Origin of the sequence: Microbulbifer rhizosphaerae (assembly GCF_014191725.1) — a bacterium.
Taxonomy (GTDB): Bacteria; Pseudomonadota; Gammaproteobacteria; order Pseudomonadales; family Cellvibrionaceae; genus Microbulbifer; species Microbulbifer rhizosphaerae.
On sequence record NZ_JACHWZ010000012.1, the window covers coordinates 80,998 to 104,461 of the forward strand.

The following is a 23,464-nucleotide window of genomic DNA, read 5'->3' on the forward strand; positions in this document are numbered from 1 at the left end:
TCTTCAGCCGTTTTTCAGAATGCGTGCGGCCAGTGCTGGCCACAGCCGATATATTCCCATCAGCAGGCGGGCCTTGCCGACCCGGATCTCTGTATCCCCTCGCACCAGTTTTGAGAGCATCTCCTCGGCAAATTCATCGCTGCTGATGGTATCGGCGTCGCGCCCCGCCGTCATACGCGTGGCCACCAGTGGCGGTATCACTTCCACCACCCGGACGGTGCTGTCCTCCAGTTGATATCGCAGTGCCCGGGTAAAGCTGCGCATGGCCGCTTTTGTGGCGCAGTAGACAGGGGCGCTGCGCTTGGGTGTTACCGCCAGGCAGGAGGTAATGTTGACAATCACGGCTTCCGGGCGGATCAGCAGTTCTGGCAAAAAGCGGTGTGCCAGCTTCATCTGCGCGCAGAGATTGATACCCACCTCTCTATCGATCTTGTCCGGGACCTCCGCGTCACTAACAAACTCATAGGCCAGCTGGATGCCCGCATTGTTGATGATCATGTCCAACCCCGCACCCGCGCTCGATACCGCCTGCGCCAGGGCGTCGATTCCCTCGGCACTGTTGATGTCCGCCCGGACGAAAATCGCCTGCGGGTTGGATCCGCGCAACTCCTTGATCCGCGCCCCGTCGCGGCCGCAGGTGATCACCCTGCATCCCCGCTCGATCAGGCGCGGCAACAACGCCAGTCCGATACCCGAAGTCCCTCCTGTCAAGAGTACGGTTTTCCCCGTCATATTCATGTAATTGCTCCTTCCATTGGCATAGATGGATTTTCGCCGAGCAGCCGCTTTGCAACCAGCTGTCCGGATAATACCGCTGCACCCGCGTGATCTCCTGGAGGATAGACACTGTGCCCAGCATAGTAGATGCCGGTTTTCCTGTCGTAGTTGTCCGGTTTGGGTTCCCGGCAAATATAGGGCATCACCCGGCTGGACATGCCGTGCAGCTCTTCAAACTCCGCCGGGGCAATTAAACGCCGGTATTGCAACGCCTTGCCGAAGCCGGGCAAGAGGCTCTCTATATGCCGCAAAATATAGGACTCCACTTTTTCCGCTTGACCCGGACCCGGTGATCTGACCCCCCTGGGCAAGTAAAAATATACGTTCAAGGTGTAATGGTTTTTCTGTGCCGGCAGGTCGCTGCGAAAAACGTGAAAGGCGAAACTCTTTGGCAAATCGCCCCGCTCCAGGTCGCCAAACCAGTCACTGATGTCCGGCGGATAGTGCACCAGCGTATGCACCCGCGGCGGGAAATGAAGGTCCCGATCGACTGCACAACAAAGCATGCTCAGCGGGATGCCTGTTCGCGTATCTTCGGCATAGGCGTCACGCCTTTCCCGGGTGTCCACCAGTGCCCGGCACCGCAGTTGTTTTCCGCCGTCGAGAGTGACTTGGTAGCTTCCGTTCAGAGCAGCGACGGTGTTCACGCCAGTGCCGGTATACAGCTTTCCGCCGCGCTCCCGAAATGCTTGGGCCATGCTGTCCGCCATGGCCTGGGGACCGCCCACGGGCGTGGCCGGACTTGAGTAACCGTAGTTGTAACGCGCCTCATAGCCCAGGTATCTGGTGGAGAAATCCCGCGGATGCACTCCCATCAGGTAGGTGGGCAATTGGGCGATATCGGATATCAGCCCCGGCGCCAGGTAGCGATCGGCAAACTCACCCAGGCTGAGCGCGTCCCTTGTCATCCACCGGTAGTGCAAAACCCCGAGCACCAGGCGCGCCAGCTGCAGAGGCTCGCGCGCCAGCTGGCGCACGAAATCCAGCGTCAGAGGCGCCACTATTACCCGGTCGCGATAATGCACATGGGTCTGTTTGCACTCGAATGCGACAGGGATCTCCAACTGGCGCAAAATTTCAACCAATCCCTGGCCGAAGTCATTGCAGGCGATAACGTACTCGTAGCCGTCCAGCTCAAAGGTACCGCAGAGCCCGCCGGGGCGCGTCCGGCGCTCGAGCAGGAGCACCCGGCGACCGCCCCGCTGGAGCGCGAGGGCCGCCACCAGCCCCGAAAGGCCCGCGCCGATCACTATTACGTCCTGCATCCCGGCGTTCATGCGACTGCCTCGGTGAAGGGTTCGCTGCATAGACTCGCCCGCACCAAGTGGTCGGCGGAACGCAACGCCAGCGCATGGAGCGTCAACGTGGGATTGACCGAGCTGCCCGATGCGAATAGCGAGGCTCCCCCGATATAGAGATTGGGGATGCCATGTACCCTACCCCAGGGATCAGTGGCCGATACGTGGGGGTCGCGCCCCATACGCATGCTCCCCATGGGGTGGGATTCAAATTCCGGGGACACAAAGGTTTCACTGGAACCGGCGGCCTGCAGTACCTGCCGCATTCGAGCCTGCGCATGGCCGAGCGCCCGGATGTCGTTGTCGTGATAGTCATAGTGGACGTGCGCCTTGGGTACGCCGAACTCATCGCACTGGGCGAGGAGAAGCGTTATGCGATTGTCGGCTACAGGCAGCCCCTCGACGAATGAGACCATCAGTATCGAGTTGTTGTAGGCGGCCATCTTTTCCTTGAGCCGCTCCCCGTTGACGGCTACCAGCGGGTCCAGTGCGACCACCCCGGCACCAGCACCCTGTAGGGACATCAGCGTGAAGCCGCCGGCATAGTCACCGTTGTCAGTGTTTTCACAGGTGTCGAGGGACATGATATTGCCCATGTTGTGACCGATGCTGTTGCGCAGATCCTGCTCCGTAATGCCGTAGCCTATGGTCCCCAGGTGGCAAAAGAAGTTGCGCCCGACCTGATCGTATCGATTCCCCAGTCCGCCGGGGTGAGCGTCATTTGCCGAGGCCAGCAACAGGCGTGGTGTTTCGATGGGGTTGTTGCATACCACCACGAAACGCGCATCCACATCCCGATATTCCCCGCTAACGGTATCGGCAAAGGTCACTCCACACACGCGCCTCCCACACTCCGAAGTGCGCAGGCGCGTGACCACCGACTCGTAGGCCAGGGTCAGGTAGCCGGTGGCCAAGGCCGGTTCGATCAGTACCTTGTCGGCCTGGTATTTAGCATTGATACGACAGCCGGCGCGACAATGGCCACAATTAAGGCAGGCGCCGTTGCCATTGTAGGGCTGGGAATTGACGGCGATGCGTCCGGGCGCCCAGTTCATATTCAACCGCTCGAAGGCGTCCCGGCAGAGGCGCGAGCCCCGGTACAAGGGAAGCGGGGGATTTGGCGGCGGCGGTGTTCCCGGGGCATCCCATACCGTGGGGGCCCCGGATACGCCCATGTGAATCTCCGCCTCTGAATAGTAGCGCCGGAGGTGGTGAAGGCGGATGGGCCAATCGGCGACATTGCTGCCGGGTATCCGTCCCCAGCGGCTGGCAAAGGTGAAATCGCGCTCGAAAAAGCGCAACGCTACGGCCGTCCAAGCCAGTGTGCCGCCGCCTACCGCACGTCCCAGGTTCGGCGTGCCCCGAAAGGCTTTGCCGCTGACGCCGTAGTTGTTGTTGTCCCACAGCAGGTTAAAAACGGCCAGCTCGCTTTCATAGAAATCGTTGTAGTGGTCCCGGTAAAAGGGGCCGCGCTCAATCGCCAGAACATTCAGTCCCGCCGCTGTGAGACGGGAGATATACGCCGCTCCGGCAGCGCCGGCACCCACGACAATGACATCGTATTCTGATTTCAAAGGACTGGTTGCAGGCATGGGAATGTATCCTTGTTTGTTCAGAGCCTGTTTTAAGTCTCAAAAAATTCGACCGTTGTAGGGGCCGGGCAGGGCACAGCTTTCCAGGACACGGACTGAGCGCCCCGCTTAAATACATCCTTGTATGCTCGTAATCGGCATCCATGCCGCATACGGTCCCGGAAAGCTGCGCCCACCCGGCCTTGGAGAGCTCTCTGCGAGAGTCTAAACAGGCTCTCAGGCCGCTGCGGCCGGTTCACCATCGGCGGTAAAACCGCCACTGTCGATACTCGGTCCCGGCAGGCCCAGCGGCTCGTATCCCTCCGGCAGGCCGTAGTAGTTGAGTACCACCAGGGTGCGGAACGGCACCCAGAAGGGGCGCAGGTCCGCGGAATCCGCCAGCAGTTCCACAAAAGTGGCCAGGGTGTAGGCGTCCAGTTGTGCAACCCCCTCCCCGAAAAGGTTCTGCGACAGGGTATCCACGAATTCCAGGCTCCCGGCCAGCTGTTGCTGCATCTCCCGGGGCCAGGAAGCGGCTACGGAAAAGATCATCTCCGCCACCGGCAGTTCGGCGGCACCGGGGGTGTCGGTGGCGGGTACTATGCCCACCCCGAGGGCACGGGCTATTTCCAAATGCGCTTGCGTGAGTGACACCGGCGTCTCCTTTTTATTGATTATCGAGTTGACCTGTTTCGCGCTTCGCCGGCTCAGGCCGTGGCATCGCAGACAATGGCGGCCCTGGCAAAGTGGCCCTGCCGGTAGAGGTTGGCAGCGCGCTTGCGCTGAACCTTGCCGCTGGTCGTCACCGGAATGGAGCGCGCCGGCACCGCATAGATCTCATCCACCGGCAAGCCGGTCTGGCTGATGATCAGCTCCCGCAGCCGGCTCTGCATCCCCAGATGAAACTCCCGGCCGGTATTCTTGCTCTCGTACAGCACCACCACCCGCGGCCCGCTGCCGTCCTCCCGGCAGACCCCGAAGCAGGCCACGCGGCGCGCCCCCAGCGGCGACACCCGCCGCACCACATTTTCGATGTCGTAGGGGAAGTAGTTCTCGCCGCGAATGGTAAACATCTCATCGGCGCGCCCGCACACCAGCAACTCGCCATCCCGCAGGCACGCAATGTCCTTGGTATCGACGTATCCCCCGTCATCGCAAATGCGCTGTTTGACGCCGTCGATATAAGCGTGGCGCGCCATACTGTCACCGCGCAGGAAGAGGCGGCCGGCGCCGCTGCTGTCCAGGTCGCGCAACTGCATCTCAAATCCGTCCATCAGGGGGCCGTTGCCAACCAACCGGCGGTCGCCGATGTGGTGTATCCGATGGAGCTCACCCGGGAGGGAGATAGACACGCCTACCGTGGCCTCCGCCAGACCATAGGATGGCGAGAGAACGCCCGCCCCGAGTCCGAAGGGGGCCAGTTGCTCCGATACGCGCTCGAGCGTATCCGCGCTGACCGGCTCGGCCCCCACCGACCACCAGCGCAGGCTGCTCAGGTCGAGTGAGCCGGGCGCGGCGCCCTTGATTTCCAGCGCTTTTAAAATCATTTCCAGGCCAAAATTGGGCATGCACATAAAGTTCGCGCGATACTCCACCACCAGCGCCATGAACCGCAGCGGCCTTTTGACGAAATAAATCGGCGGCACCATAACCAGGTTCACGCGGTTGAACAGAGCGCTGAGGAAATTTCCCACTAGGCCGTAATCGTGATAAACGGGCAGCCAGGTCAGGTAGCAGTCGCGACCGGCCACCGCGCCGTTCCCGCGGTGGATAGCGGTGGTATTGGCTAGGATGTTCCTGTAGCTGACGACAATTCCCTTTGGTGTACTTGTGCTTCCGGAGGTGTATTGAATAAATGCCTCGTCGTCCGCGCCAAGTGTATGCAAGAGTTCCAGGCGGGAATCCAGCGCCCCTTGCAGGACCGGCTGGCCCCGCTCCAAGCCTTCTATGAGAGGGCCCATGGCAGCACAAATATCGATAAACTCAACAGCGTCCGCTCCGGCACAACCGCTGCACCGGTCGCGGTCCTCCCGTCGGCAGACAAAGTGTTGATGATGCGGCAGCAGCGGCGCCACGCGGTTAGCGAAACTATCGTCGCCGGCCATGGTGACGCTCGGCGGCAGGGGCACCGGTACGGCACCGAGAAGCGACAGCCCCACCCAGGCGAGAACGAACTCCGGGGAGTTCTGTCCACACAGCAGCACTCGTTGGCGCGGGCGCACACCCCGCGCCTGCAGCAGTTCGGCCGCCAGGCACCCCGCCGTTACCAGCTTGCCGTAGCGCAGTTTTACCACGCGGTTACGCATCTCGCAGTGAACCCGAATGGACCCGCGGTCGTCGGCTGCGATATCCAGCCAGAGCGCGGCCAGATCCACATTATGATCGTCGTATTTCATAAGGCTACTTTCCCGAAAAAGGTCAACTGGCTTTGCGCGGTTCCTCGGGTTCAAACAACTTCATCAAATCCGCCACCCGTTTAATGGCTTCCGTCTTATGCGACGGAATCGTTATGTCGAACTCGTCCTCCAGCATGGAGATGAGCAGCATGAACTGCAGTGAATTCATTCCCAGGTCTTCCACTAACCTGGCTTCGCCGGAAAGCCGCTGCGGGTAGCGGGCGGTTTCTTCTACCAGTTTTAAAATCTTTGCTTTCATCATGCATTTCCCTAGTCTGTTAGTTTTGGTGGCTATCAGTTGAAAAATCAGGAGCAGCTTTTCAAGCGTATTCCGCTAGCCTTGCATCGTTTTCGTCCGGGCGCTCTTCGTCTATGGCAAAGTCCCCGCGCAGGCGCTCGAAAACCGCGAGCGCGCGCTCGATATCCCGCCAGTCGTGATTGGCCATGTAGCTTGTGCGGAAGCCCGCCTGGTTTTCCGGGACTGCCGGCGGCAACACCGGGTTGACGTAGACCCCCTCCGCCATGAACTTGCAATAGGCGGCCAGGGCCAGCGCGGAGTGGCCGAACACCACAGGGACTATGGGCACACCGCAGAAATCGGCTTGGTATCCCATCTCGACCAGGCGGTGGGCGACGTAGTGCGCCTTGGCGAGCAGTTCCTGACGTCTCTCCGGCTCGTCGCGCACGATGCGCAAACATTCCCGCACCGTTGCCACCACCGCGGGCGGCAGGCTGGCGGAAAAGATGTGCCCGCCACCGGTATGTTTGATAAATTCAATCACCCGCCGCTCGCCGGCGACGAAACCGCCGAGGGCCGCAAAGGATTTGCTGAAGGTGCCCATCACCAAGTCGACCCGCTCCAGCACCCCGGCCTGCTCACACAGGCCGCGGCCGCCCTCACCGACGGCCCCGAAGGCATGGGATTCATCCACGTACAGGCGCGCACCGTATCGTTCCTTGATGTCGCACAGACGCGGCAGGTCGGCGACGGTCCCTTCCATGCTGAATACGGAATCGGTGACCACAAGGCAGCTGCGATCGGAATTCCTGCCGAGAATGCGCGCCAGGTGTTCCGGATCGTTGTGCCGGTAGATGGCGTACTCGGCACCGGACAGCCGCACACCGTCGAACAGGCTGCGGTGATTGCGCTCGTCCATAAGCACCAGGGTGTTTTCGTCGCAGAGGGCCGAGAGCGCGGTCAGGTTGGTCTGATATCCGGTGCTGCACAACACCGCCGCCTCCCGGCCGGTGAACTCCGCCAGTTCGCGCTCCAGGGCATTGTGAATATCCAGGGTGCCGTTCAGCAGCGGCGATCCGGAGCAGCCGGTGCCGTAGCGCTTGGTGGCCTCGATGGCCGCCTCCACCACTCGCGGGTGGGTATTCAAACCGAGATAGGAGTTCGTACCGAGCAACACCACGTCGCGCCCGCCGTCGAAATCGATAGCCGAGCCCTGTGCCGTGGTGAACTCCGGATAGAAGCCGTAGACCCCCGCCATTTTCATGGCATCGAACTGAAAGTGCCGGTCGGCTTTCAGGAAGGGGTCCCGCGCCGGGAAAACGTCCTGCTCGTAGGCCAGGTATTCCCGCCATTCGACGGCGCTGACAGTGCTGTTGCCTGCGATGACCATTCCCTGGGGAACTGCCAGTTCGTCCGGGTGCTGCAGGCTCTCCAGCAGAATCCGCGCCAGGGTCCGTGACATATCGGCATCGTCCCTGTGGCGCACAAAAAATATCAGCGGGCGCATCTCGGCACCGAGCAGTTTCTTGGGCGTGTAATTGGTTATGCCCAGTTCCAGGCGCTTCTTGCCCAGTTCGATGGTGCGCTTGAGGGACAGCACCGATGCGGTGCGGTACAAACTGGTTTTTTCGTAGAGCTCAAAATCGTAATCCACCCCCCAATCGAGCATGATGTAGTCGTGTTCACCAATCAGGTTGAACATGAACCCCACCATTTTTCCCTCATGGCGCAGCACAATGATCTCGCTCCTGTCGTGCAGGGTTTCCGCCGAGACACGGAAGAAATGCCGGTCCAGCTGCTCGCGACTGTAGTCCTTCGCCCTGGCGTTCACCTTCATCCAGAGGTGCTCCATCTCCTCGGCAAGGTGGGCATAATCGGAGGTAATCTCGATTTCAATGCCGAACTTTTCCTCTATTTTCAGTGAGGTTTTCAACTTGTGCCGGGTCTTGCTGTTCAGGGAGGCCAGGTAGTCGTCGAAGCTCGGCCAAGTATTTTCGATCACCGCGTTGGTGAAACCGCTGGTGGGAAAGAATCCCAGGGGCGACAGCACTTTCTTGTACAAAGGATATTTTTCGAGCGGCACGTCGCGGATCAACAGGAAATCGCTCTCTCCGCTCGCGGATCGCTCGATCATGTCCTCGGCGGCTGCGCGCAGTACGCCCTCGCAGTGCTCCTCTGCGGCGACCTCTAGGCAGTCACCGATCATGGTGAACATGCCCATTTCATACACCTTGAACGTGAGGTAATCCGGGTACCAGGCTTTGATCGTATTTCTCACCGCCGGCGTCAGTGTCTGGTCCATGGTGGAGAAGTCCATGGAAACGGAATAGAAATTCGCTTTGCCGACCGGCTCGCCGGAATCGGTGCAGAAACGCAGGTAGCGGTGCTCCAGGTTGTTGATACCGGAGTCTTCAACGATACTCAAAAAATCGTAGGTCAGGCCGGAATTTCCGCGGTATACAGCATCCCAGTGCTGCTTATCAATTTCCCTGAGGCTCGTATAGGCCTCCGCGGTATAGGTCAGATTTGCCGGAGTTCCACTCGACATTTTTTTCACTCCATGGAAGATAAATGGCTGCTGGCACTGGCTGGGCTCAGGTCTGTTTGACGCCGGTGAGGCGGTAGACAAACCAGCGCGGCAAGCGGTACTGGCGCCGCACCAGCAGGTTAAGGCAGTCGAACAGTTTCACCGGGCGACTGCCAATCTGTTCCAGGCTGGCGGCCAGCTTATCGAGGCACAGTTCTATCTCCCCCTCGGTGACTGTCAACGGCGGATAGAAACGCAGCACCGGGTGGTCGGCGGACTCGTTCATCGAATGGCCCAGATGGATGCCGTGGCGCCCCATTACCATAGTGATGGCCGATTCCACCGCCGGATTCCTGACCTTGAGCCCGGTCATAAGCCCGATACCGGGCGCTTCTTCAATCAACGCCGGATATTGCCGGGCCAGGCGCCGCAGCCCCGAAATCAGGCGCACGCCCAGGCGCTGCGCGCGCTCGGGCAAATTCTCCCGCTCGATAAAATCGAGTGAGGCCAGCGCCGTGGCGCAAGCGAAGGGCGAGGCGCCGGCACCGCTCGCCAGGTAGTCCGCGTCGAAGTCCGACAGGCCGGTCAGGGTTTCGTACAGGCGGTCGCTCATCACCGTCGCGGCAATTGCCGCATGGCCGCCGGTCATGCCCTTGGAAAGCAGGATGATGTCCGGTTGCGCCGCATCGTATTCGATGGCGAACATGCGACCGGCACGCCCGAACGCCGTCTGGATTTCGTCGGCCACGAAAAGCGCACCGTGCTCCCTGCACAGCAGCTCCACCTGTTTGACGTAGCCCGAGACGGGCACCTGTAGATAGGGGCCGCCGAGCACCGGCTCCAGGAATACCGCGGCGACGTCGCTATCCATGGCATCGCTCAGGGCGGCGAGATCGCCGTAGGGGACGAAGTCGACCTGGCGCATCAGCGGGTCGAAGGGATTTCGGTGATTGTGTTGCCCCAGGATATTGAGCGCGCCCAGGGTTTTGCCGTGGTAGGAGTCTCGCGCCACGATAATACGCCGGCGCGGCGCGCGGGCCGCGAGAACGGCGCGCAGGGCTATCTCGCACGCCTCCGCCCCCGAATTCGTCAACCACACGCGGTTGAGATCGCCCGGCAACATCCTCGCAAGCCGTTGCATCAATCCGACCTGACTCGGCTCCATCATCCCGTAAGGCAGCGTTGCGATGCGAGCCAACTGGTCGCAGGCCGCCGCCTGCACATGGGGATTGGCGTGCCCGACGATGAATACGCCGTAACTGCAGGCGAAGTCGAGAAAGCGGTTGCCCTCCTCATCCTCGATCCAACTGCCCTCGGCGCGGTGCTCGATGGTCCTGTGGGACATGTGGTAGAGGGTCGCCGCCGTCGGGTTCCAGTGCTTGTCGCAGCAGTCGATCACCTGCAGCCGGTTCATCACACCACCTCCCGGAGCGCCGCCGGTTCACAGCCGGCTCGCTCGCATCCCCGCTGCAACCGTTGCAGCACCTGCTCCCATTCCCGCTCGCTCACTGTCAACGGCGGCGCCAGGTACAACCAGCGATCCCGCGGCCGCTGCAACAGCAGCCCCGCCCCCAGGCACTCCCGCCAAAGGCGATCGGCCGGAGCGGGACCCGGCAATTCCACGGACACGAGCCCCCCGCAAACCTGATAGTTGCGGATGAGGGATTCCGGGTTTGCGGCGCGGGAAGCGAACCGCTCGGTGAAGGCACGGCCCAGGCCCTCCTGCCGTTGCGCAATCCGCTCCCGCGCCAAGTGACGCAGCGCGACCGTAGCGGCGACACAACTCGCCGGATTGCCGCCGGTGGTGCTGCCGTGCAGTGACGGATTGCGCCCGCCGTATACCGCGTCGTTGATCGCCTTGCTGGTGACATAGACACCGACACCAATCTGGCCACCGCCCAGCGCGTCACCCAGCACCAGCGCATCCGGCACCACGCCGGTGAGCGAAATACCGAGGGGTGTGCCGGCGAAACCGAGCCCCGTGTGCAGCTCCGAGGCAATCATCAGGCAGCCGTGGGTATCGCAACCGCGGCGCATCTCGGTGAGAAAGGCCGCTTCCAGCCGGCAGAGCCCGCGCTCCCGAATCACCGGTTCGTAGACGACCGCCAGTGTGCTCCGATCCAGGCTGCCGGCCAGGGACGCACTGTCGTTGGGCCGGATCGGCACCACCTCCATTCCGAGGGCATCCAGGTAGCCCGCCCCGATACCGGCCAGCAAGGTGCCGTAACTAAGGCTGCCGGGTCGGCTGCCGGCCACCACCAGCAACCGGTTTCGCCGCGGATTGAGCCCTTTGGCCAGCTTGAGGGCACCCTCGAAGGCCTCGTCGCCGGAATTGCACACATAGGAGACCGACAGGGGTGTGGGACACAATTTGTCGAGTTCCACCACCAGTTCCGCCAGGGTGCGGCTGATCAGCACGCGGTTCGACAGCGGCAGTCTGCGCAGTTGCGCCTGTACCGCTTCGACCACCGGCGACACGCCGTAGCCGAAACCGCCGGACGCCGCGTCCAGCAATGTGCGCCCGTCGGCTAGATGCAGGCTGGCGCCCTCGGCAGAAACCACCACGTCGCCAGTGGCCCGCTCCGCCAGATAGGGCGGTGCGTGGCGTTGGAACATCGCCGGCAATTCGGAATAACTCGCTGTATTCATACTTTTCCCTTTTTTCCGAGTAGCTTTCCCGCAACCAATCTTCAAAAAATTAAATTGCACCCTTGGAACACTCAGGCGGCCCGTCCCAGACGGTGTGCCTTGTCCAGCCAACGCTTGCGCTTTTCCGCGCAGGAATTGTGTAGTGGACCGAAGTAACAGGTCTGTCTGGCGCGGATGCCGCAAAACTTGAGCACATTGTCGCGCATCAACTTGGTACCGCGGCTGCGGTGCACGAAGCGGTGCAGCCAGATGGGGACATCCATGGTGATCAACAGTGACGCGCTCTTGTTGTTCAGCAGGCTTTCCACCGCACCGTTGTCAAACCGGAAGGCGAACCCCGGCGTCATTGCACGGTCCAGGGCTCCCTTGAGCAGAGCCGGCATCACGCCCCACCAGTTCGGGTAGACGAAAGCCAGGTGGTCCGCCCATTGAATGGACGACTGCAACCGCTCCATGTCCGGTTCCAGAGGCTGCCCGCCGTAACCCTCCCGCAGCACCGGATCGAAGTTCAGCTCTCCCAAGTCAATTCGCTCGACACGGTATCCCCTGACGGCACAGCCGCTCGCGTAGGCGCTGGCCAGGGAGTGACAAAAACTGTCGCGCTTCGGATTGGCATTGATAATCAGCACATTCATTACGCCGCCTCCATTGCCGCGCGCACCCGTGCCCTGCCCGGCAGGCCCGTGGCGCACAGCAGCGCCACCACCGTCAGGGCAAAGAGCACGCTGAAACTGTTTTGGAAGGCCCCGGCCGCATCCCCGCCGTGGCCGGCCTGCACAAGGTGAATGGCCGCCAGGGTGTTAATGCCGATGGCAGCGCCCAGGTTGCGGAACAACTGGACGGCGGAGGTATAACGACCGAGGTGTTCGGCAGCGGCAGAGTTCTGCACCAGCACCAGGGTGGTGGTGGCGGCGCAACCGATGCCCAGCCCGATTGCCACCTGTGCCAGAACCAACTGCCACAGCGACACTGTGGGCGGCGCGAAGGCCAATACCGCCGCACCCGCGGCCAGCAGCACCGCACCGCAAAGTGCGGCGGTCCGGTAGCCGGTCCGGACCAGCAAAGCACCGCACAGTGCGGAGCCCAGCACCCAACCGAGAGCCGCCGCCAGCACGAGGCTGCCGGAAGTCAGGGTGGCACCGCGGGAAACAGCGGCGAGGTACAGCGGCAGGAGCGTCACCGAGCCGTAAAGGGCCACGGCGGCGAGCGCCGTCAGCAGCGCGGCCGCGCGCAGGTGGGGCTCGGTGAAAAATGCCCGCGGCAACACATCTGCGGCGGGCTTCGCCGCCACGTTGTGCCAGTAAACTGCTCCCAGCAGGGGCAACGCCGCCAGCAGCCACGGCAGGCCGCCCTTCACGCCCATGGCCGGCAGCATGATGGCGGTCAGCAATACGGCCACCAACAGGCAGAAACTCGCCAATGCCGGCAGGTGCAAAGGAGAGGAGACCGAGGTGCCCCGCTTGTCGCCGGCGGGGCAGGTGGCCGCGATCAGCACCGCCGCCACCAGAATCAGCGGCACATTGAGGAAAAATACCCAGCGCCAGCCCAGCAGTTCGTGGACGAGTCCGCCGAGCAATGGCCCGGCAATGGCCGCGAGCCCCCATATTCCGCTGAGTAGCCCCTGCATCCGCCCCCGCGCTCCGGGTCCGAACAGGCGGCCTACCAGGGTGTAGCTGAGGACCATGATCAACCCCGCTCCCGCGCCCTGCGCGGCGCGCGCGGCAATCAGCTGCGGCATGTCGGCAGCCAGGGCGGCCGCCACCATGCCGGCGAGGAAGAGCAACAGGGCGGCGAGCAGCAGGCGCTTTTCTCCCAAGCGATCGGCCAGGGTGCCGCCCATGGCGGCGGCAACGACCGAACAGTAGATAAAAGCCGACATCACCCAGGGATAGAGAGCCGGGCGGGTGAATTCCCCACTGATCACCGGCAATAGGGTACCTACGATGGTACTGTCCATGGCGGCGAGAAACAGCGACAGCAAGACTGCCGCAGTCGCCCATCGCCGCCGGCTACCCGCGCCCGGCGTGGGCGCATCGATATTCTGGCGCATAGTGTCCTCTCCTAGGCAACCGCGCCGTGTACGCGGGTTTCGCTACAAAACGCCGCCAACAGTTGGCGGTGTTCATCGTTCATTGCGTCGTCGACCTTGCGAATTATCTCGCCGCCGAACACCAACTCGCGAAATGCGGCGGTGAGCTGCATCTGGATCTCGTTGGCCCTGTTGCCCCCGGTGTAATCGCAGCTGAAAAAGTCTTTGGCGTAAGCCGCAAAACGGATCGCCAATTCGGTATTCAGGTCTTCGGTGGCGTGTAGTATCTGGCGCATGCGACGCTGTTCGGCGGAGTTCAGCGCGGGAATGACGTGGTCGAATACAAAGTGATCCACCTTGATGTGCCGCGCCTCGTCCAGCCCGTGCGCAACCAGCAGCTGGGTAAAGAAAAATCGCTGCTCCGGGTCCAGGGCCCTGCAGCGGCGTTCAAACACGGTGATTACCGATTCTCCGATGTAGGCCGAACAACAGAGCGCTGCCAGTTTCACCCAGGGGGATTCGTCGCTCTGGTACAGACCGACCCGCTGGGCGTACAGGTTTTCCGGATATTTGAAATCCCGTCCGCTCAGCAACCGCACGTAGAGGTAGAACATATTGGCGTGGTGCAACTCCTCCGCGGCGAAGCAGGACAGTGCATGATGCAATGTATGTCCCGCATTCAATCCCGTCGCCGGCTCGCGCTGTAGTTCGGACAGAACGATCGACAGAACGCCGGTAACGTGCTTCTCAATCTCCGCTAGTTGCGCCAGCTCCTTGGTGATGTACACCACCGCTTTTTCTTCGTGTCCCGGCTCCCCGAAAGCCAGGCGGGACAGGAAATCCCGCTCCGCATCATCGAAAGCCTCGGGCCACGGCAAAGCATTGGGATGAATAGTGTCGATGTGTGCCCGTGTGGCGATGTCCTGCAGTTCGCTGATCATGTCTGATCCTCCATTCCGCTGGTTTCCCGGTCGAAGTCCTGATAGCCGTCTTCGATGCCGATCAAAATGTCCTTGAATTCGGCATAACCCTGAGCCAGCAACGGACTGTCGCGCAGCTCCTCGATCAGGAAGTAGTAATGTTTCAGGTCTTCGGTTTCGAAAATCGCAAAGTCCGTGTAGTGGGTTGCGAAAGCCTCCGCGTCGAAAAATCGCACCCGCACGCTATCGGCATATTTTTCGAACAAGGGAAGGACGTGTGTACCCTGAAAATCCCTGCGCGCCTCACGGCTCAGTTGCAGCCAGAGGTTGGAAAAACGGTAGGTCACGATAATGGTGTACTGCATGGTTGTCTCCGTTCGGGGCTTTTCTCAGACATAGCTGAGCGCGTTGTAAATCGTTCGCCGGGTATCGACTATCGCCCTGCGACCGTGCATGACGCGCGTGTTGTCGATTAGCAGCAGGTCGCCGTTCTTCCAGGTCACCTCGCTGGTCAGCACCCCGGTGACCTGAGTGATCTCCGCCATGATTTCGGCGGGGATGGGCTCTCCGCTATCCAGGGTGATAACCGGAACCTCGTAGTTGTACGATGGCCCGAGAATACTGTTGGCAAAAGCAACGCGACCGGAAAACCGGCCTGTGCGGGCCGCGGGAGTCCGGAACCTGTAGCAAATGGCACCGCCATCCAGCGGATCAATCGTCGCCGTGCTGGTGTCGTTCATCAGGGCGCGCAAGTGGTCAAGTGTGATATCAGCGCGGGGCAGTTTTCCCTCACGGCTGTGGTAAACGTAATCCTTCCACTGCTGTTCGCTCACTCGCCGGCTGTAAACGATGTCGTGCCGTGTGAACATCTCCCGCGCGGTATCACCCAGTGCAGCCCATACCTGCTCCCCGTCGCAAACCGTGGTCTGCGATCCGCTGGTCGCGGCCCGCTCGCAATAGAACCACGCCAGGTCCGGCCAGAAGGGGCTGTTGCCGTTTTCGCAATGCAGTCCTACCGGATCGGTTCCCGCATCCACTTTTTGCGCGACGTTGCTGTGGAAGTTCCTGGCGGGGTCCAAACTGATGCGCGAGCTGACACGCTCGACCATGGCGGTAAAACGCGGCATGTCGACATCGGAGCTGCGAAACAGGATGTAGCCGGAGGTTTGCAGAATATCCAGGATCTCTTCGCGCTCGAGCTCGTCCAGTTGCACGTCACCCCCTTCAAACAGGGCGCCCACTTCACCGCCGACGGTTTCGTGCACATTTTTGATCGCTAACACTTTGCCTCCCTTCGATTTTCCATTTGCGATTTCAGGTAGGACCACAACTTGGTCCGTTGCGGCCGTCCGGTGACCGTGAAGAACCGCTGCACAGCGGGATCCGATCGGGCTATGAAATGAAATGTTTCAACGCGTTCCACCTCCGACAAGCGGCACTTGCCGTATTGGCGCAACTCGTGTTCGGCAATGGCGGGGGGTAATTCATCGTCGATGACGAAAAATCCGTGTACCCGCTCCAGCCCGTTACCGAACAAAACCGCGTGTTCGACAAATTCCAGTGACCGGTAACTGGATTCGACCCATTCCGGGCAGAGATTCCTGCCATTCGCAGTAATGATGATGTTCTTACTGCGGCCGATAATGCGTACAAAGCCATCCGCATCGATTTCGGCCAGGTCTCCGGTATGCAGCCAACCGTCTTCATCGAGAACACAGCTGGACGGATCTTCCGTGGTATAGCCGGCAAAAAGGGAACTGCTGCGCACCAGCAGCTCGCCCGCTTCGGACAGCCTGATGGATACGTGGGACAATGGCTTGCCGACAGTGCCCGCCCGATAGGCGCCATTGTGGTTCCAGCAGACAACGGAACTGTTTTCGCTGAGACCGTACCCCTCGTAGACTGGAATCCCGCGCTCGGCCAGCGCCGCCAACAACCCGGGATCGGTGGGCGCGCCGCCACAGGCGATCGATGGCGATTTCGGCTGGTCAAACACGCGCCGCATAAGTGCTTCGCCGCTCTCGCTGGAATTTGCGACTTCACTCGCCAGGCTCTCGACGAGAGCGGGTGTTAAGGTCAGTGCCGAAGGCCGGTTTCTGCGTATGTAGCCGAGGTAATCCCGCGCGTTCACGCCGCGAGAGCCGAGCAGCGGAATCGACGGCGGCAGAAACACGGTGTGCCCACCACTGCAGGCCGGCAGGTAAAGGGCCGTTACCTGTTCGATAAGCAGGCTCAATGGCACCAGGGACAGGTAGCGCTGGTAGTCGTGGGGGCCGACACAACACATCAGCGAGTCAATCAGTGCAGACAGCCCCAAATAGCGGATTTTCACCCCTTTGGGATTGCTGGTGGTGCCCGACGTATGGATGATTTTGCAGATCCAGTCGCACTCGGGGTCAAATACCGGCAGCTGTGTCAAACCGCTGCCGTTTCGAATCAGCTCGTCCAACTTCAGCTCCAGCACCGGTGCATCGGTATCGAGCGTTATTCCCCAATGCTTGAGCGCTTTGACACCGCGCCCATCAACCAGATAAGCATCACAGGCATCCAGCAGGTTGCCGGCCTGCTCGCGAGAGAACGCCAGCGGAATCGGCACTTCCGTAATACCCGCCAGCAGCAGTGCCAAATCGGCAATTGCCCAGCCCGGGGAGTTACCGGCAATCAATCCCACTCGCAGCGGCTGAGACGCGTGCATCCGCCATTGCAACAGATGCTTTGCCAACCCGGCCGCGGACGCCAGAAATTCACCGTAAGTGAGGCTCTGTGTATCGCCGCTTTCGGGGCCGTGGACGCAGAGCGCCTTTGAGCGTGGGTTCCCGGCGCCAACCTCCAGGATTCGATCCAGTAATTTCACGCGCTTTTCCTTACTTCCGGGTACACATCAATTTCCAGGTTGCGAAAGCCATAGCGCCCGGCGTTGGCGAGGAAGATCCCGCTCATCTCGCACACGTTGATATAGCCGGTCGCCGGCTTATTCTGGTAGTAATTTCCCCAGCGGAGCGGGTCTTCGCCGCGCAGGCGCTCTCCATACGCCTGTTGCAGTGGCACAAAGGGAATGCCCAGACGTGCCAGCAGGCGTGAGAGTTGTGAAGTGGCGGTACACAGAATGTATTTCTTGCCCTTGCACCACACCAGCAGTGGAATCAACATCATCAATTCACTGCCGGCCTGGCGGGAAAGAGAAGCCAGGGAACCCACTTCCACTATGTCGTCGCGGTAAATGGGTTTCTGCTCTATTTCACTGAGCATTATCTCGATCGGCAGGTTGAGATACTGTTCTGAAAAGAACTCCACCGGCTTGGCCACGGTAATACCGCCACAGGCTTTCACCTGGTTGAAGCTGTCGTAGTAGACGGCAAAATAATCTGGTGCGGGTTCTATGTCGGCATCGAAATGGGCCCGGTACTTATTTTTCACCAGCGCCACCGCCGCTGACCAGTCGCGCATGCTGGAATCAATCAGCTTGATTTGCATTGAGATCCCTCTCATTTGTAGATATATCAACTCGGTCAGTTTTCAGCCGGGCCAATTTACAGCGAGAGGAAGCACCCGGCACAGCAGGGCGCGGGCCCGATCGGGTCCGCTGGACAGATTTCGCGATCGGCAGCGTCTCGCCGATTGCCAGCAGGTGGAATTCGTCCGGCGCTACACCGCCGCGCTCACGAGCCCGGGCAAGTAGGCGGGGCGGCTCATCCGGAGGCTCGTGAGTGAGAACGAAGGTCCCCCAGTGAATGGCCACCGATTTCGCAGCATCCAGATCCCTGTGCATTTCCACCGCATCGAAGGGGTCCGCATGCTTTTCCTTCATATACCACCGCGGGCCGTAGGCGCCGATGGGCAACAGGGCCAGATCAAAGGCGCCGAACCGATGGCGGATGTCGCACATCATTTCCCTGCTGTAGCCGGTATCGCCGGCAAACCATAGGGTCTTGCCGCCGCTTTCAATGACCCAGGAGGCCCAAAGTGTGCGATTGGTATCCCAGAGTCCCCGCCTCGACCAGTGTTTCGCCGGTGCGGCGGTAAAGCGAATACCCTTGCGGCTCTCACTCTGCCACCAGTCCAGCTCCGTCACGCGCGAAACTCCCTTGACGGCAAACCAGCGCTTCAGGCCGAGCGGGACCAGCCAGTGCACGCGGTTGCCGAGACGCGCCACCACTTCTGCGTCCAGATGGTCGTAATGGTTGTGGGAAATGACCACGTAATCGATCGGTGGCAGTTCATCGAGGCCGACAGGTGCCGACCTCCGGCGGCGCGGCCCCATCCAGCGGAGGAAAGACGCCCGCTCGGCAAACACCGGGTCGGTGAGGACGTTGATGCCGCCCAGTTGCAAAAGCGTGCTCGCGTGGCCGAGCCAGGTAACCTGGAAATCGCTGGATGGCCTGGCCAGGCCATCCCGGTCCGACGCAATGTCCGGCGCCGCGCCATCACTGCAGGCCTCCGGCAGGGCGCCCTCGGACAATCGCATACGCAGATAGGCCCAAAGGCCCTGGTGGCTGTTGGCGGCACCATAGCTGTTGCGAAATCCGGTGCCGGTATGATGATCGGGCCTCCGCGGGCGCGCGACCTCACCGCGCAGCCCCCGGAGCCTCCCCCTCCGTAAAAAATCCATTTTCACTCTCCAAGAGTCGCCCAGGTCACCGACCCCGCAAAAGAAGTCGCATGACCGCTTGACGTTTTCCGCTCACATCGGCACTTGCGGTGTCTCTGGCACCGCAGTGGTGCTTTTGGTCCATTTATTTATTGAGAGTTTTTTCTTTCAAAATATGACGATAATTCTTTTTTTGACGATTAGTCATAAAAAATATACAACCCCTCAATGAGGCTGTACAGAGAATTGCGCGTCAAACTGTCGGATTTATACAAGTGATCGGTGCAGAGGACGGATCAGGCGCCGAAGAAGCTCTGGATGCGGGACCAGGACTGGCGGTAGTCCCAGGAATCACTGAGGGGGTGCCAACCGATACCATCCATTACCAGGCCGGCATTGGTAAGAAGGCTGCTGGTCTGATCGAGTCGGGCGATAGAGTATGCCTGCTCGGCCGCGAGCAACAATGCGGTAGTGCCGAACGCTATGGCCCAGTTGGCGAAGGTCAGCTCGCCGACGATCCTTTCACGATCGGCGGGAATGTCGCCGTTGACCAGCGCCTCGGCCACGACCCGGTCACAGATGGCGGCCACCTCCCGTTCCTTTTGTCTCCTCATGGCAATGCGCTCGGGGGAGGTCTTTTCGATCACATTCGGCGACTGGCCGCTCAACACGCACATGAACAGGGTGGGATGCTGCCGGGCGTAAAGGTAATAGCCGTAGTAGAGCGCCAGCATTTTCTCCCGGCTGGTGCCCTCGAAATCCCGAGTACTGCGATAGAGCTGCAACTGGATATCAAAGCCGCGCAGACACAGCGCCGTCAGCAGGTCTTCCTTGCTGGCAAAGTGGTTATAGATAGTCCCCTTGGAATATTCGGACCTCCGCGCCAGCTTATCCATGGTCATGGTCGCGAAACCGTCCTTCTCCAGCATTTCCAGAGCTGTATCCAGCAGCATCTCTTCCCGCTGCCTGAGTTCCCGTGCCTTTCGCTCTGAAGTCGCCATCAATCAGTTTCCACCTGCCAGTCCAGCCCCAGTATATCTGTCGATCTGCGCGTCAATCCCGGGGTCACCGCCATAATAACAGGCCGGGTGTGGGACTGTGATTTGGGCCAGCCCTTCGAGCGCCGACAACAAGGGACGAGCAGCAGGCTCTCAATAAACCTCCGTCGGGCGGCAAAAGGCGCCAAAAACGCGAATTGATATACAACAGTGGCCGAAAAACTTGACGATTAGTCATTTAAATTAAAAAATCATCCTAGTGCGGTATCAAAATACCATATTCGGATGGATTCAAGACCGAATTTTTCATTTTATTGACAATGTGTCACAAAATGGGGGCTCTATGCGATACGGACTTCTGGCTTACCCCGGATTGGTGGTCTCAGCGATAGCCCTGCTGCTGGCCGCAACGGCCCCCGGCCTGGGCAAATTGGACTTCCGCAGTGACTACCGGGTCTTCTTTGGCGAAGATAACCCCCAATTGCGGGAGTTCGAGTCCATGCAGCGCATTTTTGCCAAAAGCGACAATGTGGCCATCATAGTTGCTCCTGGCAATGGGAATGTCTTCACTCCCGGCAACTTGGCCCTACTCAAGGCAGTGAGCGACGCCGCCTGGCAGACGCCCTATTCCACCCGTGTGGATTCCATTACCAATTTCCAGCATACCGAAGCTGACGGCGACGACCTGCAGGTACGGGACCTGCTAGCCGACTCCGGACTACCTCCCACAACCCAGGCCGACCGAATCCGCCGCATTGCGCTGAACGAGCCGCTGTTGAAGGGCCGCCTCGTATCTCCCCGCGGACACGTGGCGGTAATCAATATCACTATTCAGCTGCCGGAGATCAACAAGTCCCGTGAAGTGGAAGAAGTCGTAAGCTCGGTAAGAAAGCTAGTCGCCCGATTCGAGAATGAATACGCCGATGTGGATTTTTTCCTGAGCGGCATCGTCATGTTGAACAACAGCCTGAGCGAAGAGTCGCGCGCGGACATACAGACGCTGATACCGTTGATGCTGGCAGTCATCCTGCTCGTGCTGACGCTGGCGTTGCGCTCGACGGTCGCCATGTTGGCCACCTTCTCGGTGGTGATAGCATCCTGGCTGATTACCCTCGGACTAGCCGGCTACCTGGGGTATTTTCTCTCCGCCGCCACCGTCAACGTGCCAATGATCGTAATGACCCTCGCAGTGGCCGACTGCGTGCATATCATTACGGGCGTGCAGCAAGCCTTGGCCAGGGGACAGAGCAGACGCGACGCAATAGGCGATAGCTTGACCCACAACCTTTCACCGGTGCTTCTGACCACTGCCACCACAGTGTTCGGCTTTTTAACCTTCAATTTTTCCGACGTACCCCCGTTCAGGGACCTGGGCAACCTGGTTGCACTGGGAGTGATCATCGCCTACATCCTCTCCCTGACCCTGCTGCCGGCATTGCTATGCCTGCTGCCTTTGCGCGCACGCCCGAGCCGCGGTGACAACCGAATGGAGCATCTGGCGGAGTGGGTGTTGGTGCATCGCAATCGCCTGCTGCCGGGCATCCTGCTGTTCAGCTTGGCCTGCGTCGCCCTGTTGCCCCAGAACCGTCTCAACGATGTAGCGGTGCGCTACTTCGACGAACGAGTGCCCTTTCGGCAGGCGGCGGACTTTATGGAAGAAAACCTGAGCGGTTATGTGTTTATCGACTTCCAGTTCGACAGCGGCGTTCCAAGCGGCCTTACCCGAAGTGATGCCTTGCAGCAGCTCGATGCTTTTTCCGATTGGTTGCGAGAACAACCTGAAGTCGCCCACGTTTCCACCCTCAGCGACACCTTGAAACGCCTCAATATGAATATGCACGGCGATCGCCCCGTGGAGTACCGGTTGCCACGGAATTCGGAACTCGCAGCGCAATACCTGCTGCTCTATGAATTATCCTTGCCCTACGGCCTCGACCTGACCAATTCGGTCAACATCGACAAATCCGCCACCCGTATCACCGTCACCTTCTCCAATATCGGCAGCAATCAACTGGTCGATTTCGAGACGCGCGCCCGGCGCTGGATACAGGACAATGCCCCGGACATCACCCTGACGGCGGCCAGCCCCAACCTGATGTTCGCCCACATCAGCGAACGCAATATGTTCAGCATGGTCATGGGGACCCTGTGCGCCCTGTTGCTGATCGCGTTGCTATTGATGGTGCCGTTGCGCTCCTGGCGCCTGGGCCTGGCGGCGCTGACGGCCATGCTCGTCCCGGCAGCCATCGGGTTCGGGCTCTGGGCCATTTACGAAGGCGAAATCAACCTGGGCCTGAGCGTTGTAGCGAGTATGACGATCGGTATCGTAGTCGACGACGCCGTACACTTCCTTGTCAAATACCGCCGCGCACGCCGGAGCGGCAGCAGTAGCGAGGATGCAATCCGCTACAGCTTCTCCTCTGTAGGTCCCGCCCTTATCACTACCACGGCAGTGCTGGCGTCGGGCTTTTTGGTACTAACCGCTTCTTCGTTCCGCATCAATGCCAATATGGGCTTGCTGACGGCGATGATCGTCCTCGCTGCACTGCTTATCGACCTACTAATGCTTCCCCCTCTTCTCACCCATTTGGACAAGGCCAGAGGAGTCATCGACCATGCTGCCGAAAAAAAAATACAAACTGCTTAACCTGTTCCTGCTGGCACTGGCACTGTCGACGCAGGCGCAGAGCGATCCCGTCCAACGGGGCCTTGAGATAGCCCGGGAACGTAAAGCCCGCGACAGTGGCTGGGTCACCAGCGAAGTACACTATCGGATGACTTTGCGCAATGTTGCGGGCGATACCAGCGCGCGAGAAATAGTTACCAGAACCCTGGAAGTGACCGGCGACGGCGACAAATCGCTAACTCTCTTTAAACAACCCGCAGACGTGCGAGGCACTGCTTTTCTCAATTATGCGCACATCGACACTCCCGATGACCAATGGCTGTTCCTACCCGCGCTGCAAAGAGTCAAGCGCATCGCCTCCCGTAATAAATCGGGACCCTTTATGGGCAGCGAATTCGCCTACGAGGACCTCAGTTCCTTTGAAGTGGAAAAGTACGTTTTCCGCCTCGTGGGCGAGGAGACCTTTGCCGGCCAGCGCTGTTTCGTCGTTGAAAGCATACCCAACTACGAATTCTCCGGCTACAAACGCCGCGTAAGCTGGATAGACCAGAGCCATTACCGGCTGCTGAAAACCGAGTACTACGACCGCAAAGACAGCCTGCTGAAAACCCTGTCTCTGAGCGACTACCAGTGGCATGGGGAGCACTTCTGGCGCGCCCACACCTTGGAAATGGTAAATCACCAGACCGGCAAAAGTACTCAGATGCTCGTGCAGCAGCTGAAATTGGATGCGGGGCTGAGCGAGCGCGACTTTAAAAAGAGTGCGCTCAAGAGAGCCCACTGACAGTGCGTACTTTCCTCCGGTGGTTTCTACTGTGGTTGTCGGCGCTCGGTACCAGCGCCGGGT

At 60.2% G+C, this 23,464-nt stretch carries 20 protein-coding genes; 2 read left to right on the forward strand and 18 right to left on the reverse strand.

The window, feature by feature from the left end:
* Positions 1 to 3: 3 nt before the first annotated feature.
* The 18 genes from FHS09_RS13510 to FHS09_RS13595 form a co-directional block, all read right to left on the reverse strand.
* Positions 4 to 738: an SDR family oxidoreductase gene (locus FHS09_RS13510; RefSeq protein WP_183460753.1), complete on the reverse strand. Its 735-nt coding sequence runs from the start codon at positions 736 to 738 to the stop codon at positions 4 to 6.
* Positions 735 to 2,042: a phytoene desaturase family protein gene (locus FHS09_RS13515; RefSeq protein WP_183460755.1), complete on the reverse strand. Its 1,308-nt coding sequence runs from the start codon at positions 2,040 to 2,042 to the stop codon at positions 735 to 737. Before FHS09_RS13515 ends, FHS09_RS13510 begins: the two co-directional genes overlap by 4 nt.
* A gap of 8 nt (positions 2,043 to 2,050) precedes the next feature.
* Entirely contained in the window at positions 2,051 to 3,667 is a 1,617-nt protein-coding gene (locus tag FHS09_RS13520; protein WP_183460757.1) for a GMC oxidoreductase, read from the reverse strand.
* A gap of 216 nt (positions 3,668 to 3,883) precedes the next feature.
* The gene (locus FHS09_RS13525; protein ID WP_183460759.1) at positions 3,884 to 4,300 is read right to left on the reverse strand and encodes a gluconate 2-dehydrogenase subunit 3 family protein; all 417 of its coding nucleotides are present in this window, start codon (positions 4,298 to 4,300) and stop codon (positions 3,884 to 3,886) included.
* A 53-nt stretch (positions 4,301 to 4,353) separates the two neighbouring features.
* Positions 4,354 to 6,042, reverse strand: a complete 1,689-nt coding sequence (locus tag FHS09_RS13530) for an AMP-binding protein (RefSeq protein ID WP_183460761.1) — start codon at positions 6,040 to 6,042, stop codon at positions 4,354 to 4,356.
* Positions 6,043 to 6,064: 22 nt separating this feature from the next.
* A complete protein-coding gene (locus FHS09_RS13535) occupies positions 6,065 to 6,301 on the reverse strand; it encodes an acyl carrier protein (protein WP_183460763.1) in 237 nt (78 codons plus the stop codon).
* Between the two features lie 61 nt (positions 6,302 to 6,362).
* Positions 6,363 to 8,828: an aminotransferase class I/II-fold pyridoxal phosphate-dependent enzyme gene (locus tag FHS09_RS13540; RefSeq protein ID WP_183460765.1), complete on the reverse strand. Its 2,466-nt coding sequence runs from the start codon at positions 8,826 to 8,828 to the stop codon at positions 6,363 to 6,365.
* A 46-nt stretch (positions 8,829 to 8,874) separates the two neighbouring features.
* Positions 8,875 to 10,221: an aspartate aminotransferase family protein gene (locus tag FHS09_RS13545; protein ID WP_183460767.1), complete on the reverse strand. Its 1,347-nt coding sequence runs from the start codon at positions 10,219 to 10,221 to the stop codon at positions 8,875 to 8,877.
* Complete coding sequence (locus FHS09_RS13550) at positions 10,221 to 11,456, reverse strand: aminotransferase class III-fold pyridoxal phosphate-dependent enzyme (protein ID WP_183460769.1); 1,236 nt, start codon at positions 11,454 to 11,456, stop codon at positions 10,221 to 10,223. Before FHS09_RS13550 ends, FHS09_RS13545 begins: the two co-directional genes overlap by 1 nt.
* A 71-nt stretch (positions 11,457 to 11,527) precedes the next feature.
* A complete protein-coding gene (locus FHS09_RS13555) occupies positions 11,528 to 12,091 on the reverse strand; it encodes an NAD(P)H-dependent oxidoreductase (RefSeq protein ID WP_183460771.1) in 564 nt (187 codons plus the stop codon).
* Positions 12,091 to 13,506 (reverse strand): MFS transporter, encoded by a 1,416-nt coding sequence (locus tag FHS09_RS13560; protein ID WP_183460773.1) that lies wholly within the window; start codon positions 13,504 to 13,506, stop codon positions 12,091 to 12,093. Before FHS09_RS13560 ends, FHS09_RS13555 begins: the two co-directional genes overlap by 1 nt.
* Before the next feature lie 11 nt (positions 13,507 to 13,517).
* On the reverse strand, positions 13,518 to 14,426 hold the full coding sequence (locus FHS09_RS13565; RefSeq protein ID WP_183460775.1) for a diiron oxygenase: 909 nt from the start codon (positions 14,424 to 14,426) through the stop codon (positions 13,518 to 13,520).
* Positions 14,423 to 14,770, reverse strand: a complete 348-nt coding sequence (locus FHS09_RS13570) for a darcynin family protein (protein WP_183460776.1) — start codon at positions 14,768 to 14,770, stop codon at positions 14,423 to 14,425. The genes FHS09_RS13565 and FHS09_RS13570 overlap by 4 nt, the downstream gene beginning before the upstream one ends.
* 24 nt (positions 14,771 to 14,794) lie before the next feature.
* Positions 14,795 to 15,688, reverse strand: a complete 894-nt coding sequence (locus tag FHS09_RS13575) for a TauD/TfdA family dioxygenase (protein WP_183460777.1) — start codon at positions 15,686 to 15,688, stop codon at positions 14,795 to 14,797.
* Entirely contained in the window at positions 15,682 to 17,259 is a 1,578-nt protein-coding gene (locus FHS09_RS13580; protein WP_183460778.1) for an AMP-binding protein, read from the reverse strand. Before FHS09_RS13580 ends, FHS09_RS13575 begins: the two co-directional genes overlap by 7 nt.
* Positions 17,256 to 17,879 (reverse strand): thermostable hemolysin, encoded by a 624-nt coding sequence (locus FHS09_RS13585; RefSeq protein ID WP_183460779.1) that lies wholly within the window; start codon positions 17,877 to 17,879, stop codon positions 17,256 to 17,258. Before FHS09_RS13585 ends, FHS09_RS13580 begins: the two co-directional genes overlap by 4 nt.
* The gene (locus tag FHS09_RS13590; protein WP_183460780.1) at positions 17,860 to 19,014 is read right to left on the reverse strand and encodes an MBL fold metallo-hydrolase; all 1,155 of its coding nucleotides are present in this window, start codon (positions 19,012 to 19,014) and stop codon (positions 17,860 to 17,862) included. The genes FHS09_RS13585 and FHS09_RS13590 overlap by 20 nt, the downstream gene beginning before the upstream one ends.
* Positions 19,015 to 19,289: 275 nt before the next feature.
* Positions 19,290 to 19,994: a TetR/AcrR family transcriptional regulator gene (locus FHS09_RS13595; protein ID WP_183460781.1), complete on the reverse strand. Its 705-nt coding sequence runs from the start codon at positions 19,992 to 19,994 to the stop codon at positions 19,290 to 19,292.
* A 340-nt stretch (positions 19,995 to 20,334) separates the two neighbouring features.
* Here FHS09_RS13595 and FHS09_RS13600 point away from each other — a divergent pair, with 340 nt between their 5' ends.
* Positions 20,335 to 22,638, forward strand: a complete 2,304-nt coding sequence (locus FHS09_RS13600) for an efflux RND transporter permease subunit (RefSeq protein WP_183460783.1) — start codon at positions 20,335 to 20,337, stop codon at positions 22,636 to 22,638.
* A complete protein-coding gene (locus FHS09_RS13605) occupies positions 22,607 to 23,401 on the forward strand; it encodes an outer membrane lipoprotein-sorting protein (protein ID WP_183460785.1) in 795 nt (264 codons plus the stop codon). The genes FHS09_RS13600 and FHS09_RS13605 overlap by 32 nt, the downstream gene beginning before the upstream one ends.
* Positions 23,402 to 23,464 lie beyond the last annotated feature (63 nt).

Excerpts from the sequence above, each read along its gene's own strand:
- FHS09_RS13510 (WP_183460753.1), bottom strand. The coding sequence starts at position 738 with ATGAATATGACGGGGAAAACCGTACTCTTGACAGGAGGGACTTCGGGT.
- FHS09_RS13515 (WP_183460755.1), bottom strand. The coding sequence starts at position 2,042 with ATGCAGGACGTAATAGTGATCGGCGCGGGCCTTTCGGGGCTGGTGGCG.
- FHS09_RS13520 (WP_183460757.1), bottom strand. The coding sequence starts at position 3,667 with ATGCCTGCAACCAGTCCTTTGAAATCAGAATACGATGTCATTGTCGTG.
- FHS09_RS13530 (WP_183460761.1), bottom strand. The coding sequence starts at position 6,042 with ATGAAATACGACGATCATAATGTGGATCTGGCCGCGCTCTGGCTGGAT.
- FHS09_RS13535 (WP_183460763.1), bottom strand. The coding sequence starts at position 6,301 with ATGAAAGCAAAGATTTTAAAACTGGTAGAAGAAACCGCCCGCTACCCG.
- FHS09_RS13540 (WP_183460765.1), bottom strand. The coding sequence starts at position 8,828 with ATGTCGAGTGGAACTCCGGCAAATCTGACCTATACCGCGGAGGCCTAT.
- FHS09_RS13545 (WP_183460767.1), bottom strand. The coding sequence starts at position 10,221 with ATGAACCGGCTGCAGGTGATCGACTGCTGCGACAAGCACTGGAACCCG.
- FHS09_RS13550 (WP_183460769.1), bottom strand. The coding sequence starts at position 11,456 with ATGAATACAGCGAGTTATTCCGAATTGCCGGCGATGTTCCAACGCCAC.
- FHS09_RS13555 (WP_183460771.1), bottom strand. The coding sequence starts at position 12,091 with ATGAATGTGCTGATTATCAATGCCAATCCGAAGCGCGACAGTTTTTGT.
- FHS09_RS13560 (WP_183460773.1), bottom strand. The coding sequence starts at position 13,506 with ATGCGCCAGAATATCGATGCGCCCACGCCGGGCGCGGGTAGCCGGCGG.
- FHS09_RS13565 (WP_183460775.1), bottom strand. The coding sequence starts at position 14,426 with ATGATCAGCGAACTGCAGGACATCGCCACACGGGCACACATCGACACT.
- FHS09_RS13570 (WP_183460776.1), bottom strand. The coding sequence starts at position 14,770 with ATGCAGTACACCATTATCGTGACCTACCGTTTTTCCAACCTCTGGCTG.
- FHS09_RS13585 (WP_183460779.1), bottom strand. The coding sequence starts at position 17,879 with ATGCAAATCAAGCTGATTGATTCCAGCATGCGCGACTGGTCAGCGGCG.
- FHS09_RS13590 (WP_183460780.1), bottom strand. The coding sequence starts at position 19,014 with ATGGATTTTTTACGGAGGGGGAGGCTCCGGGGGCTGCGCGGTGAGGTC.
- FHS09_RS13595 (WP_183460781.1), bottom strand. The coding sequence starts at position 19,994 with ATGGCGACTTCAGAGCGAAAGGCACGGGAACTCAGGCAGCGGGAAGAG.
- FHS09_RS13600 (WP_183460783.1), top strand. The coding sequence starts at position 20,335 with ATGCGATACGGACTTCTGGCTTACCCCGGATTGGTGGTCTCAGCGATA.
- FHS09_RS13605 (WP_183460785.1), top strand. The coding sequence starts at position 22,607 with ATGCTGCCGAAAAAAAAATACAAACTGCTTAACCTGTTCCTGCTGGCA.